The organism is Paenibacillus silvestris (assembly GCF_009882985.1).
GTDB classification, from domain to species: Bacteria; Bacillota; Bacilli; order Paenibacillales; family NBRC-103111; genus Paenibacillus_E; species Paenibacillus_E silvestris.
This window is the reverse complement of the sequence record NZ_WTUZ01000021.1, coordinates 78,984-94,146: the sequence shown is the minus strand read 5'-3', so window position 1 is coordinate 94,146 and position 15,163 is coordinate 78,984. Positions and strand designations below refer to the sequence as shown.

At 48.1% G+C, this 15,163-nt stretch carries 9 protein-coding genes and 1 pseudogene; 2 read left to right on the top strand and 8 right to left on the bottom strand.

Annotated features, from left to right (window positions below; all coding sequences use genetic code 11):
* Nucleotides 1–471: 471 nt before the first annotated feature.
* Nucleotides 472–1,380, bottom strand: a complete 909-nt coding sequence (locus GQF01_RS18970; protein ID WP_161408315.1) for a DMT family transporter — start codon at nucleotides 1,378–1,380, stop codon at nucleotides 472–474.
* Between the two features lie 208 nt (nucleotides 1,381–1,588).
* Between GQF01_RS18970 and GQF01_RS18965 the strand changes: the two genes are divergently transcribed.
* Together GQF01_RS18965 and GQF01_RS18960 are read left to right on the top strand one after the other, a co-directional pair.
* Nucleotides 1,589–2,800, top strand: coding sequence for a threonine synthase (locus GQF01_RS18965; RefSeq protein ID WP_161408314.1), 1,212 nt, complete (start codon nucleotides 1,589–1,591; stop codon nucleotides 2,798–2,800).
* A 12-nt stretch (nucleotides 2,801–2,812) separates the two neighbouring features.
* Complete coding sequence (locus tag GQF01_RS18960; protein ID WP_161408313.1) at nucleotides 2,813–3,028, top strand: hypothetical protein; 216 nt, start codon at nucleotides 2,813–2,815, stop codon at nucleotides 3,026–3,028.
* A 9-nt stretch (nucleotides 3,029–3,037) separates the two neighbouring features.
* Here GQF01_RS18960 and GQF01_RS18955 read toward each other — a convergent pair whose 3' ends face one another.
* From GQF01_RS18955 to GQF01_RS18930, 7 genes and pseudogenes are all read right to left on the bottom strand, one after another.
* A complete protein-coding gene (locus tag GQF01_RS18955; RefSeq protein WP_161408312.1) occupies nucleotides 3,038–3,529 on the bottom strand; it encodes a hypothetical protein in 492 nt (163 codons plus the stop codon).
* A 106-nt stretch (nucleotides 3,530–3,635) separates the two neighbouring features.
* The gene (katA, locus tag GQF01_RS18950; RefSeq protein WP_161408311.1) at nucleotides 3,636–5,087 is read right to left on the bottom strand and encodes a catalase KatA; all 1,452 of its coding nucleotides are present in this window, start codon (nucleotides 5,085–5,087) and stop codon (nucleotides 3,636–3,638) included.
* A 184-nt stretch (nucleotides 5,088–5,271) separates the two neighbouring features.
* A complete protein-coding gene (locus tag GQF01_RS18945) occupies nucleotides 5,272–8,982 on the bottom strand; it encodes a rhamnogalacturonan lyase family protein (RefSeq protein WP_202556504.1) in 3,711 nt (1,236 codons plus the stop codon).
* 19 nt (nucleotides 8,983–9,001) lie between these two features.
* Nucleotides 9,002–10,042: an S-layer homology domain-containing protein gene (locus tag GQF01_RS18940; RefSeq protein WP_161408309.1), complete on the bottom strand. Its 1,041-nt coding sequence runs from the start codon at nucleotides 10,040–10,042 to the stop codon at nucleotides 9,002–9,004.
* A gap of 89 nt (nucleotides 10,043–10,131) precedes the next feature.
* The gene (locus GQF01_RS36880; RefSeq protein ID WP_328803492.1) at nucleotides 10,132–10,335 is read right to left on the bottom strand and encodes a dockerin type I domain-containing protein; all 204 of its coding nucleotides are present in this window, start codon (nucleotides 10,333–10,335) and stop codon (nucleotides 10,132–10,134) included.
* A 642-nt stretch (nucleotides 10,336–10,977) separates the two neighbouring features.
* A pseudogene (locus tag GQF01_RS18935) lies at nucleotides 10,978–13,260 on the bottom strand (rhamnogalacturonan lyase); the annotation flags it as partial.
* A gap of 752 nt (nucleotides 13,261–14,012) precedes the next feature.
* Nucleotides 14,013–15,149 (bottom strand): glycerate kinase, encoded by a 1,137-nt coding sequence (locus GQF01_RS18930; protein ID WP_161408307.1) that lies wholly within the window; start codon nucleotides 15,147–15,149, stop codon nucleotides 14,013–14,015.
* Between the last annotated feature and the right edge of the window lie 14 nt (nucleotides 15,150–15,163).

Below are 15,163 nucleotides of genomic sequence, written 5' to 3'. Positions count from 1 at the left end.
TCGCCCCACAAACTTATACATTCTAGCGATATAAAGCCCTGTAGTTCCATTCATTGAGGGAACAGCTTGTTTTGTTGCAAATAGCGTCCTGTAGTTCCGTTCCATTTAGCTAAACCGGAAGTAATTCCAACAATAACGAAGAGACTGTCCCTGAAGTCAACCAATGACCGAGGGAGAGTCTCTTTTTTGGTTTTTTAGCAGAAATTTCTAAGATTAACTGGAAATTCTACCTCTAATTAACTGAGTCATTCAGCTATAGGGTGAATAGATGGAATTTCTCCTGCTATTGGGAACGTTTAAGCCAGGAAGTAGGGGAGTTAGTGTGGATTAACGGTATTTTTTCCAGTTATTCGTATTTTTAGGCTGGATTCACATGAAATAACTGGAATTTTTCCAGCTAATCGCTGCAGTTCCATAAAGAGAGGCTGTCCCAAGTCATCTAAATGACCGAAGATCAGCCTCTCATATTATCTAAGCAGCATGCTTCTGCCGCTTCTTCATCGCATAATTCGTGATATAGACCCCTGCAACGATGAGTATCGCTCCCAAGAGATGATACATTCTCAATGATTCACCTGTAAAAGCCGTTGCAAATATCGCGCTGAACATCGGGATGAAGTTCAGGAAACCCGCACATCGCTGGGGACCAACGATTTCGATGGCTCGGTTCCAGCTTAGAAAAGCTACAATCGAAGCGAATAAGCCAATATAAATGAGTCCTGAGATAAGTGCTGAACTCCACACAATGTGCGGAGATTTCACCGCTATTTCGGTTATCGACAGCGGGATCAAGAGCAGTAAAGCAACGACAACCTGTGCGAGCAGCAAAGGGCTGGACGGAAATCGCCCCGCTACCTTTTTCATGCCAACGGAATATAAAGCCCAGCAAAGAACTGCTGTCAGCATCAGCAAGTCCCCTTTATTAAAGGAAAGATGGAGCAGCGCTGTCAAACTCCCTCGGCTAATGATCCAACTCACCCCGGCCATCGAAATCAGAATGCCCGGCATCGCCGTCCAAGCGAGCTTCTCTCGCATAACTAGCCATGTTAAGATCACCACAATAATGGGTGTAGCAGAGTTCATAAGTGAAGCGTTAATTGAACCTGTATATTGCACCGCGACATAAGTTAATGTGTTAAATCCGGCAACACCAGTTGCAGATAAGAACAACAGCATTTTCCAATTCCGAAGAAATTCAGCCCTTATCCGCCAAGTTTGCTTACCATAGAACGGTAGAAGCAATAGAAAAGCGATGCCCCAGCGTAGAGCAGCTAGCGTGATTGGCGGAATATGCTCGACAAGTGCTTTGCCGGCCACAAAATTGCCTCCCCATATGCAAGTGGCAAGCAATAATAGTATGTAGGGGGATTGTCTTATCATGCCCAGTCGTACTCCTTCATAGATCATCGTATTGACTACTTACCTGTACATGATAACATATGACGGAATCGACAGGGTGATGAGTTTGTAATCCCTTGTGTGCGAATGCAGCAATATCCTCAGGATCCGTTTGACAGGTGGGTTTGATTTCCTTTACGATGACTAAGTAATTATCCAATGGTCCAATACATGTTAGGAGACTTCCGTCATGCAAAATAGCTTTGTTTCTCACCTCTATTGCCCGAAATGCGCAACTTCGTACACGATCGAAGACAGACATCAATTGTGTCTCTGCGGCTCACCGCTTCTGGTAGCTTATGACTTAGAGCGTTTGGCGCTATCCATGGATCCTACTCAGCTTCGCGACCGCGAACCTACGCTTTGGCGCTATCGCGAGCTTCTGCCTGTCCTTCATTCGGAGAACGTTGTGACACTCGGCGAAGGCTTTACCCCACTGCTTCCAATGCCAAGCATCGGCGCAGATATGCAGATTCCCGGTCTGCTGATGAAAGACGAAGGTTTGCTGCCTACTGGCTCTTTCAAAGCCAGAGGTGCTGCTGTCGGCATCTCCAAAGCGAAGGAGTTAGGCGTGCAGGAGCTCGCCATGCCGACTAATGGCAATGCAGGCGCAGCATGGGCTCTCTATGCGGCTAGAGCCAAGATGAAGTCAACGGTCATCATGCCCGTCGATGCTCCGCTCATTACCCGTAATGAGTGTGCGATTTCCGGGTCCAATCTGTATCTGGTTAACGGTCTAATCAGTGATGCCGGGCGGATTGTTGCCGATCTCGTCAAATCATATGGCCTCTATGATGCTTCAACGCTCAAAGAACCTTACCGCATCGAAGGCAAGAAGACGATGGGGCTTGAAATTGCTGAGCAGTTGGGCTGGAAGCTGCCCGATGTTATTTTGTACCCTACAGGTGGCGGCGTTGGATTGATCGGTATTTATAAAGCACTTCAGGAGCTGCAAACCTTGGGTTGGGTACAAGGGAAATTGCCGCGACTAGTCGCTGTGCAAGCTGAGGGCTGCGCACCTATCGTCAAAGCATGGGAAAATCAAGAGAAAGCTTCGGAATTTTGGCAGGAATCCAAGACCGTCGCCTTCGGCATTAACGTTCCTAAAGCGCTTGGCGACTTCTTAGTCTTAGAGGCCATCTATGCGACCGGCGGATGCGCCGTTTCCATTCATGACGAGGAGCTGCTGCAAGAACAACAGCGAATCGCAGAGCTTGAAGGAGCATTCGTGTGCCCAGAGGGAGCGGCTACGTTCGCAGCCGCAAGGAAGCTGAAACAATCCGGCTGGATCGCCGAAAATGAGTGCGTCATTGCGCTCAACACGGGGGCAGGCATCAAATACCCGGATACCGTAAATGTGCAGGTTCCTGTCTTGCAGCCAGAGCAGCGGATCACGAGATAAGGGGACCCAGGTGTGAACAACGAATTGGACAAAACGCTCCTAACGGACATGCAATTATTCGCGGCGGCACTCGCACAAGCGAATGTCGTCGTTATACAGTTCACGGCGGATGATATCCCCGTTTTTCTAGCTGTCGGCAAAATTAGAAAATATACGCCATTTGAAGTACAGATAGGTGAAATATGCTATCTGCGAGAAGAAAGCGAATTCCGAATTAAAGAAGACTGACCTGACATTTTAATAAAAAGTTACTTCACAATAAGACCCCAAGGGAATAATTTCATTTAAATATTTGTACATAGCCTCTTTCTCACGATTCTGGAGCCGTCTGTCAGCATGAAAATTAAAATAAATCAAGCTTTCAGCAGCATCATAGTGGACAAACGATAAATGACCGCAGGGAAATAGCCGATGAATGGCTTCAATAATGCCGTATTGGTTCAAATTCCTGCGCTTTGCCGTTTGAACCACTGCTTCCGGAATGTCCTCCGGCGGTGGAACTTTATCTGTTTGCACCAAGTTATAGGCTTTCACTTGATAGCAAACATAAGGATATAAGTAACCGCTTGCATATCGTTGCAGGGATTCAGCATCCTTGGCGGGTAAGTTCAAATCTTCGTTCCACGCATAGATCGTCGCTTTATGCTTTTCCGGCGTATGAATCCGTACATATTTCAAATGCGGAAAACGATTTCTCACCAATTGCTCTGATAATAGACGAGTTCCCACCTTGATCACCTCTTCGGATTATTAATTTCTTCTTTCATGGATATGCGGCTTAAAAAAAGACAGCAACCTTTTGCTACGAAAAGGTTGCTGTCTCTTTCTTCTCATCTTATTCCGGTACCGATAATCCTAGACCTTCGGCAATACGAATGCCGTATTCGGGATCTGCCTTATAGAAATGTGCGATCTGTCTCAGTTTAATTTCGTCCGATTCTACGGGCTTCATAGCACCAACAATCGTCTGAACAAGCCGCGAACGCTCATCCTCACTCAAAAGCCGGTACAAATCACCAGGCTGCGTATAGTGATCATGATGATCATAACCTACGCTGTCAGCTGATCCTGATACCTCAAAAGGCGCGATTTTGTTCTCAGGGGACTCCTTCGGTCCGCCTACGCTGTTCGGCTCGTAGTAGACCGAGCTTCCGCCATTGTCATCTGCGCGCATTTGCCCGTCCCGCTGATACGTGTTCACTTCACTGCGCGGCCGGTTGATGGGCAATGCCTGATGATTGGCCCCTACCCGGTAGCGATGCGCATCGCCGTAGGCGAACAGGCGGCCTTGCAGCATTTTATCCGGCGAAACATCAATTCCAGGGACCAACGTGCCCGGTGAAAAAGTCGCTTGCTCAACTTCCGCGAAATAATTCTCCGGATTGCGATCCAGCACCATGCGGCCCACCTCAATGAGCGGATAGTCCTTCTGCGACCATACTTTTGTCACATCGAAGGGGTCAAAACGATACGTATTCGCATCTTCAAGCGGCATGATCTGCACACACAATTTCCAAGCTGGGAAATCACCTTGTTTAATCGCATTGAACAGATCTTCCGTATGATAATCCGGATTATCTGCCGCAAGCTGCGCCGCCACATCAGGAGCTAAATTTTTGACGCCTTGCTCGGTTTTAAAATGATACTTCACCCACACGCCTGCGCCCTCGCTATTCACCCATTTGAACGTATGGCTGCCGAAGCCATGCATGTGCCGCAGTGTCGCTGGAATGCCGCGATCCGTCATCAGAATCGTCACTTGATGCAGCGACTCCGGCGATAATGACCAGAAATCCCATACGGCATTCGGGTTTTTCAGATGTGTTTGCGGGTGCCGCTTCTGTGTATGAATGAAATCAGGAAATTTAATCGCATCGCGAATGAAAAAGACTGGCGTATTATTGCCCACTAGATCATAGTTGCCTTCATCCGTGTAAAACTTGACGGCGAATCCGCGTGGATCGCGAACGGTGTCCGAAGAACCATTTTCACCTGCAACCGTCGAAAAACGTACAAACAGCGGCGTCCTTTTACCAACCTCCGCAAAAAGACTTGCTTTCGTATACTTCGTTAAATCCTGTGTGACTTCCAAATAGCCATGTGCTCCTGCCCCTTTGGCATGAACGACCCGCTCCGGCACCCTTTCCCGGTTAAAATGCGCCAATTTCTCTAGCAGGTGGACATCCTGGATCAAAGTTGGACCGCGCGCCCCTGCGGTTATGGAGTTTTGATTATCCCCGACGGGAGCGCCCCAGCTCGTTGTCAGTTTATTCTTTTCCGTGCTCATTGCTCAATCACCTCTTAAGTATAGTAGTGAAGCTCCCGTTTAAGCGCTCTCATCGCTGACAGGATAGGAGTGTGACAACCTTCTTTTGCCTATTTCATATGTATTCGAGAACCTGTCTTGTTATGAAAAAGAAAAGCCTGGCAGAAGATCACAGATCTCCACCAGGCCTACTTATTAACCATTTTCATTTTAAAATGTAGCTGGCAACTTCACTCAAATCCTGAATATCAATGATGCCGTCAGCATGGACGTCTGCTTTGCTATTCCAGTTAGGATCCGTGCTTATTTCTCCATAATGAGCGGCAATGAAAGCTAAGTCGCCGACGCTCACTTGACCGGAATTGTTAACATCGTAGCCATGGCTTGTGTTCACAGAAGCTTGGAAGGCTGTCAAAGCAGCATTCAGCTCAGTAACAGCTTGCGCAATTTCAGCTTGCGTGACATCCGGATTCGCTTGCACCGCTTTAGCTTTCGCAATTGCTGCGAGAAGCACCGCTTTCGAGCCAGCAGGGTATTCGCCTTGACCAATACCTTCTACTGCCTGTGCATATGCCGTCTCTGCCGTGCTAATAAGAGCATTCAACGCGGACAAGTCGGCATAACGAATGGTAATCGGTTTATTCACACTTTCGAAAGTCGTTTCTACACCTGCTGCATTGGCAACTTGTGCAGAGCTGTAGACATTGGTGGAATCTGTGCTGTTGACAGATTTGGCTCTGAGTTGAAGCGAGATTAAATCGCTATTGCCCGTCACTCCGTAATCCGTCCCTAAACTGACCAAGATGATTTGCACCTTGCCAGGTGTGTTGTACACATTCCCTACAACACTTACCCCCTCTTGCAAGCCTCTTGCTGACACATATTCGAAGTACTCAGGATCATAAGTAAAGCTCACATCCTGTGCAATAATGGGTTCCGTAATACCACTCAATCCGTAAGTAAGCGAGAGCGTCTCGCCTGGCTTTAACGTACTTCCACCATGTAAAGTAATGCCTGGCTCTTGAGGTTCACCTGCTGGCACCGTAATATTCGGCATTGGCGGCTGGGTCATCCCTCCACCAAGGTAATATCCCACATGAGGCGGCTGGTTGTAGCCCGTATTTTCACGTGCCACGCCTAATCGGTAAATAGGATCTTGCATGAGGGTATAGAAGCGATAATCGGTTACATCGGTTGTCATATATACACGCAGCGCGCTGCTGTCTTCAAGCCGCCACACCGCTTCTTCACGCCAGTCACCGAATAAATCGGCTTGCAGGCCCGGGTTTCCTTTGGTCCCATTGTTGGAGAAAGTCCCGTCAGCTGTAAGCAGCGTCTTTACTTGCGAATTCTCATAATCCCATTTCAAAATGTTGCCTACACCCGTCAGCGTTGTATCGCTGTAAGTATGGTCGAGCAGCTCACGCTGGAGATCTCCATCCCACCAAATGGCGAAGTTCGCCGGCGGAATATGTGTGGCAATCTCATTGCCCTTCACATCGTACATGCCCCCTGAAGTGCTGTTCCAGCCTCCTGCATCGATAGCCCAAGATTCGGCCCCTTTGTACCGAGGGTCGATATCGGCGGATACGCCACGGCCTACATCATAAGTTGTAGGTTTTCCCCAAATGAGCTCGCCTGTTTTTGCATCACGGAATTCCAAGCCTGCCCGGCTCGGTTTCTCCTCATGCACCTGAAAAACCTCATAGCCAGGACGATCCGGGTCCAAGTCGCTTAAATGCATCGCATCTCCGTGCCCCAAGCCCGTTGTGTAAAGTCCTTTGCCATCGTTGTCAACTGCCATTGCACCATAAACAATTTCATCTTTGCCATCACCATCAACGTCAGCAACGCTTAAGTTATGATTCCCTTGACCTGCGTAGCTGCCATTTCCGGGAGTGTTTGAATCAAACGTCCATGCTTTTGTTAACTGTCCGTCTTGCCAGTTGTACGCGACAAGAACTGTTCTTGTGTAGTACCCTCGTGCCATAATCAGGCTCGGGTGCTCGCCATCCAGATAAGCGATAGCTGCTAGAAAACGGTCGACCCGGTTTCCATACGTATCTCCCCAGTTTCCTACGGTGCCCCTTGGAGGGTCATAGGAAGTATTGGTAAGCGTTTTACCCGTTGCACCTTCAAAAATGCTTAAGTATTCAGGGCCGGTCAGAATGTAGCCCGATGAATTCCGATAATCCGCTGCCCCGTTCCCAAGCACAGCGCCAGCTCCATCAATGGTTCCGTCAGCCGTTTTCATAGCGACTTCGGCCTTGCCGTCTCCATCTAGGTCATACACCATGAATTGTGTATAATGGGCTCCAGCGCGAATATTTTTGCCCAAATCAATCCGCCATAATTGTGTGCCGTCAAGCTCATATGCATCAACAAAGACATTGCCTGTGTAACCGGACTGCGAGTTGTCTTTGGAATTGGATGGATCCCATTTCACAACATATTCATATTGTCCATCGCCATCCAAATCACCTACACTGACATCATTCGCATTATACGTGTAGGCAACCCCATCCGGTGTAGTGCCTCCTGCAGGTTTATTCAGAGGAATATCCAAATGATTCGTCTCCATAACAGAGGCGCTGCCTGAAGCCGTTTGTTCGATCCCACTGAGCACCGCTCGAACTGTATAAGTCGATTGTGATGTTCCTTCCGTATCCAGGAAGTTCGTGCTTGAAGTGATCGGGGAGTTATTGATCTTATGGCCGTCGCGATACAAATTAAATGAAATGCTGCTTGGCTCTGTGCCCAGCAATCTCCAACCGACATAAACGCCATTGCTCACTTTAATTGCTGTAGTTCCGCGTTCAAGACGCTCCATTTGGCGTTTGAAGACTTTTTTAATTGGTGATACGACAGAGCCTGTGAGATCGGAGAGGCCCGCCGAATTAACAGCAGCAATTTTGTAATAATAAGGAACATTCGTTGACACGGATTGATCTACATAGGAGGAATCTGACGATCCTGCTATTCTACTGTAGGTCCCCGACTCGGTTGTCGATCTGTAAACATAGTAATATACAGCTCCGGATACGGAGTCCCAGTCTAAGCTAACTGAACTTTCTGTCGCATCCGCGATTTGAAAATGTGCAGGAACAGCTGGTTTTTGCCCAGTTCCGTCCGCAACAGTAACCATTAGTGGATCACTTTTCGGTGATTCATAGCCACCGGTCGTGTTCGTTACTGCATAAGTGTAAGTTAAACCAAGCTCAACTGAGCTGTCTGCATATACCGCTGCGCTCGTTGTTCCGATTTTGACATAATCAGCTTGACCTTCATCTTTCCGATAAATGCTGTATTCACTCACGCCTTGTGCGGCATTCCAGCTCAGCTGTACGGTTGGCGTTGGTGCAACGCTCACGCTATCAACCTTGACACCGCTCATGACAACGGCTGGCGTAATTTCAATAGCGTTGAGACGGCCATCATTACCGCCAATGTCAACGTTCATCTGCCCGTCTGCCACGGTGACTACAGCAGTGACATCTTGGAAACTGCCGCTCGCCGTATTCGTAGCGCCACGATTTATCCCCTCAATCGTAACAGCTGTTTTATTGCTTGCTGTTCCATCGCCTGCGGTTACTTTGACGAAATAATCCCCATTTTCCATATCCACTTTAAATGAGAAACTTTTATCAATAACAAAATCTCTTAACGTATCACTGAAACTAGCTCCACGATCTCGGCTCGCGATTGTTTTACTTAAGCCAAATCCAGCAGCACTGCTGTATAGCGTGGATTCGGAAACCCTTGTAAAACCAGGAGCTACAGGACTTGTCGCTGTTCCGAAATCAAAGTGGTAAGCTTGCTGAGCAGCAAAACCTGCATGAGGAAGCAATACTGCGCCTGAACATACAGCAAACGCCATCGTTGTGCTTAAAAAGAGCGGAAGTTTTCTCATTTTCATTATCGCGATCATCTACCTTTCATTTGGCTGACTGGAAGTTATCGTATGCTGCAAGAATTAATACAGCCGCTTCAGCTCTTGTTGCGTTGTCACCAGGCACGAAATTGTTATTGTCTCTGCCTTGAATCAGTCCTGCTTTCCGTGAAGCTTTGATTTCTTGCAGCGCCCAGTCTGGAATCTGATCCTCATCAGCGAAGGAAGCTGCCCCATCGGAGTTCGTCTCAAGACCGATTGCCCGTGCCACCATAACTGCCATCTCAGCGCGTGAAATAAGCCGATCTGCACCAAAGGAGCGATCTTCGTAGCCCGTTACCACACCTGCAGATGCCGCTTCAAAAATATAAACTTTGGCCCATTGCGGAATGTCAGCAATATCAGAGAATTGCATAACCTGAGCTTCCTTGCTAGTAAGCGAAATTGCTCTTACGAGCATAGCGGTGAACTCGGCTCGTGTTACCTTGCCTTCCGGTTGGAACGTGCCGTCTTCGTAACCGTTTACAAAACCTAGCGATGCCGCCCTCTCGACTGCTTTTTGTGCCCAATGATTAGCCATATCTTTGAAAGTAACTACATTTCCCTGCTTAGGTGTAATGTCCATCGCAAGCTTGGAGTCGGAAGTAATCGTTGCTGCTTGCATCGCACTCGTTACTTCTTTGACTTGAATAAGCTTGACCTCGGCTTGTCCTTCAGATAAATTCTCAAACGTAAAGGAAGCAAGTTCTACATCCCCTGAATCCCCCGGTAATTTTCCAACTTTGGTATGGGCAAAAACAACCTGCCCGTCTTTCACGATCCCCGGAACGGAAAACCCGTTCATCGGACTCGTTGCTTTTATAAAACGCAGGCGTTTCGTATCATAGGACAATCGAATTTCGTAGCCAAAAAGATCCTTCACATCGGTGCCTTTCACATCAACTCTAACTTGACTCCCGACTTGCGTTTGGTTGCCAATCAGCGATAAGGAGTAACTGGGCGACTCAGCCGCCATAGCTTGCAAGGGAATAAATGAGATGCATAGAAGTAAGCATACAGCGAATAGCAACCCTCTCTTTTTCAACATAGCTCCGTCCTCTCTGTGCTGTGAATAGATATGGGGAGGAAGGCAGTCGTTTCCTGCCTTCCCACCCGTTAAATCAAGACAGATCCTTCTTAAAAGTCCTCATTGATAATCAGCTGAGCAAGTGCGGAAAGATCGACAATATCAATCGCTTTATCGTTATTGATGTCAAATTGTTTCCACTCATTCCAATCTGGGCTATCAACCGTTTTACCATATGCTTTGACCATAAGCGCCAAATCGCCGATACTTGTTTTGCCATCATTCGTATAGTCACCAGCAACCTTCGTAACCACGGATTGACGGAACGTTTGAAGTTTGGCGGAAAGCTCAGCAATTGCTTGATTAATAAGCTCTTGACTGATCGTCGGATCATTTGCTGCCAGAATCGCTTTATCAATAGCACCTTGCAGAATCGCTTTGGAGCCGGAAGGATACTGTCCAACATGACCGCCTTCAACAGCACTGCTAATGACACCCTGCGATTCAGCAATGAGAGCATTCAACTGCGTTTTGTCTCCAGAGCCAATTTGCACAGCGTACGAATTGCCCTGCAACTGCTGCTCCGTGCCTTCACTGTTAGCAACTGTTAGCGCTGAGACGGCTGCAGTTCCTACGCCGGATTGAACGGAGGATTTGGCCGTCAAGCCGATGGAGAATAGCGGACCGTTCGGACGCGCCTGTTTGTCACCGAAGTGAACGCCAAGAATGCGAAGCTTGCCAGGTGTTACCTTGTAATCAACGACTTTGAAAGTGTCTTCGTCCAATGAAACAGGAGGCGTATTGTTAATATCCAACTTGGTCGTATCCACATCAATGGTGATATCCTCAGCCACTACTTCCGAGGAAACATGCTCCAGCCCGTAAGTAACGTTGAAAGATTGCCCGGGAGCGACAGCGTTAGGACCATTTAGGGAACCTCCCACCGCAAAAGGCTTCAAGTTTGGAATCGGAACCTTCGACCAGTCCGTATCTGAGGCAAAATAAAAGCTCGTATACGCTGGCTGATTGTACGCTGTGTTCTGTCTGGCAATCTCAGCGCGATATTGTGGATCATGCATTAACGTGTAAATCTTGTGATTCGTTACATCGGTGCTCATATAAATCCGAATAGCCGAACTGTCCGTCTTGCGAACGAGCAATTCCTCTCTCCAATCGCCAAAAATATCAGCAACAAGGGATGGGTTCCCCTTCGTGGAGTTATTTGTTGTCGTACCTGTAGCCGTCAATGCTCTAGCACCGCCCCAAACGTCAATCGTAGGCGTTGAACCATCTGCACCGTTCACAATTTGCGTCGTCATGTTGCCAGCCCATTTGATACTCATGTTTGTACCTGGCATGGAAGTTCCTAATGTTGTGCCATCTGCCGTTCGTAGAGCAGTAGCCCATGTTTCGATACCTCTTTTCGTTGTATCAACGTCACCGATCATGCCACGGCCAGTGTCTTTCCCCGTATAAGCGCCATAGATAATCTCACCTGTTTTGGCGTCACGGAAAGAGTAGCCGTAAGGTACGCTTGTCGCACCTTCGTGAACCATGAAGATTTCTAAACCAGGACGATCAGGGTTAATGTCCGTGACGTGCAGGGCATCTCCATGGCCGAGAAGCGCAAAGGTCCCTGTATTCGGTCCTGAAGCAATCGTATCCCCGGAGCTGTACAATAATTTGCCATCATGGTCAATTGTCGAAGAACCGTATACAATTTCTTGCTTGCCATCGCCGTCCACGTCAGCGCTTGTCAAGGAGTGTGCTCCCTGCGTTGTCAGTGACGCATAAGCCGGATTGGAACCCGCTCTGCCGTGAGGCGTGTCATTGAATGGATTTGTCATTTTTACCCATCCGCTGTCAACGAACCAATACTCCTCCAGATGTTTGCCATTCCAGCGGTACGACACGATTGTACTTCTCGTATAGTAACCTCTGGCAATGATCGCATACGGGTTCTGACCATCCAGATAGGATACACCTGCTAAGAATCGGTCCACACGGTTGGCTGGCTCAATTCTTCCTAGCGCGTAATCCCCCCACATAAGTCCGTCATCTTCACGCCCCGGCTTATAGTGGATGGTCTCCATTTCTTTGCCTGTCGCGCCTTCAAACACCGATAAATACTCTGGACCATCGACGATAAATCCTTCGAATTCGCGCAGTTTGTTATTCGTGCTTCGGCTTGGAGCATACACGTCTATAAAATAATCCGCTAAAAGCTTGGCATCCCCTTCAGAAAGCGGGTAAGTATACTTTTTGGCGATGCCGAAGCATTCTTCCAAGGTTTTGGGCCATGAACCGTTCAGCACTTCTGGATGCTTATCCCAATTCATGAACATGTTCACCACATGATCGTAGTAACCTTGGGCACTCAACCGATAATCATCCGTGTTGGAATAACCTTTGGCAATGTCTTCGCCAGGCATTGTGATGTAATTCGTGGAGGTCACGTTACCTTGGGCATTATACTTGCTGACTTTCGTACCTGGCGCTGTTTTGAACATCATTTCTGATTTTCCGTCGCCATCGAAATCATAGACCATGAATTGCGTATAATGTGCGCCAGCCCGAATATTGACGCCAAGATCAATTCGGTACAATAACGTCCCGTCAAACTTGTAGCAATCTACATATACGTTGCCTGTGTAACCTTTTTGAGAAACGTCTTTGGAGTTCGACGGGTCCCATTTGACGAAGTATTCATATTGGCCATCTCCGTCCACATCACCAACGCTCATGTCATTCGCCTTGTAGGTGTACGCTTCGCCTTTTGGCGTAACCCCATCTGCTGGCTTTTTCAAATTCAAATCGTAGTAACCACTCCCCCATGGTGTAACGGAGGCGCTTTTATCCACTTCTTTTCCGTTCACGACGGCAGCTACGTAGTAATGCGAAGCAGCTGTTCCTGTGCTATCCAAATAATTCGTACTGTCGTCAATCGTGGCGATCTTCGTGCCATCTCTGTACAAATTAAAGTTTGTCCCTGTTAATCCCGTGCTGGAGTAACCTGTTACCTCATTGCCAAGCAGCCTCCAACTGAGAAACACGCTATTGCCTTTGACAACGGCCGCCAAGCCACGATCCAAATATTCCAATTGAACGCCTGATGTTGTCCCCTGATTGTTTGTTGGTACATCGGCTGCTGCTATTCCGGCCACGCTGCTCAACATTACCATGCAGCCCGCAGTTATAGTAAGCGCTTTCTTGGTTAGGCTTAATTTGCTGTTCGCCATGCTTTTTGTCACCATCCTTATCGAAGATATGTCGCGTAATTTGTCAGAAAATGATGTTTTCGTGATACATTATGTTTCTTACGATCTACTTTTTGTCGGATAGCGTGATACGACCGGATTATCCTTGGGCCTTTAGACTTAAATCCAGTAAGGACTTCAAGTGTTAGGTCAATATTAGCTATAATTTAAATGATATTGATATAAACATTCATTATTTAAATATTTTTAATCGAAAACCATTTGGAAGCGCATCCAACTCGCCCTTTTCAATTACAGTGTGACTAGATTATTTTAGCAATTCTCAGCTCCTTTCAGCGTAAATAAGTAACTTGATGATGCTTCGTCCATGTTTCTCACTACCTCTCAAATGATACATTGTGTATTTTTTATTTACCAAATAAAAAACCGTTATTTTTGTTCAAGAAACAGTTATATTCCAAAAATGGCGGGGACGAGCTCTGAGAAGTGCGGTGGTCGCTCGAGAAGCGTGTGAGCTCTGGCAAGAGCGATGGCTTATGGGGAACTAGAGTCCGCTATTCCCCTGAAAAGGCGTGTTTTCCACCTGCAAGGGGAACTACGGTCTGCTATTTTGCCACTTTTCAACGAGAAACGTGCCGCGGTGGCCAGATAAGACCCCACAGTTCCGCTCGATGAGGAAAACACTCGTTTTCCTCTGAATAAGGGAACACAGTTCCCTCAACAAAAAAGCCTGCCCAACCTCCCGCACGGGAAGGCAAGCAGACTTTAACACATTACACCTTTGCAGCCAGATAAGTCCGCATGACCTGCTCCGCTTTTTGCGACAGCAGCTCCTCGGTCCTTTCCATAGCTTCTTGCAGCGACATCGGCCCATTGACGATACTATGGATGCTCGTGATGCCATGATCATACAGGGCTTCCACGCCAGCTCCAATGGAACCGCTCAACACAATAACAGGAACACCCAGCTTCTGAGCAGCCTGAGCAATGCCCATAGGAGCCTTGCCAGAAGCCGTCTGCGCATCTGTTCGCCCTTCTCCCGTAATAACGAGAGAAGCGCCCTCCAAATGCTGGCTCAGGTTGCTTTGCTCCATCACAATCTCAACGCCGCGCTGAACGGTTGAGGGAAAGAAAGCTTGGAACGCGCCGCCAAGCCCACCCGCAGCCCCTGCACTAGGCAGATGGTGAACAGCTATCCCCGTGTGCGTCTCGATGATGTCCGCCCAGTGTCGGAGCGCCTCATCCAGCTCTTGCACCATCTCAGGGGTCGCCCCCTTCTGAGGGCCGAACACATAGGACGCTCCTTGCGGGCCGACGAACGGATTAACCACATCCGAGGCAATCGTGAAGCTCGATTGGCCTATCCTAACATCCCAATCCGCAGCATCAATGCTGCGGATCTTCGGGAGACCAAGCGCTCCATGCGGAACTGGTTGTCCTTCAGCATCTCGAAGCGCTAACCCAAGCGCTTGGAGCATGCCGCTTCCTCCGTCATTGGTTGCGCTCCCGCCAAGCGCCAAAATAAACTTGCGATACCCATGATCCAAGGCATGTTTGATGAGCTGGCCTGTTCCGTAGGTAGTCGTTAGCCATGGATTGCGCTGCTCCTCTGAGATCAAGTAAAGCCCCGAAGCCGTAGCCATCTCAATGACACAAGTTTCATTGTCGCCAAGAACGCCGTACTCAGCAGTCACTTCATCCAACAAAGGCCCGCTAACTGTAACTTCAATCTTCCTACCCTGCGTCGAACTAATGAGACTATCTACCGTTCCTTCACCGCCGTCAGCCATTGGAACAAGCACGGTATCAGATGCGGGAGCAGCCTTTTGAATGCCTTTCGCTATAGCAAGAGCAGCCTCTTTTGCGCTTAAACTGCCCTTAAAAGAATCAGGTGCAATAACAATTTTCACAAGACGTCCCTCTC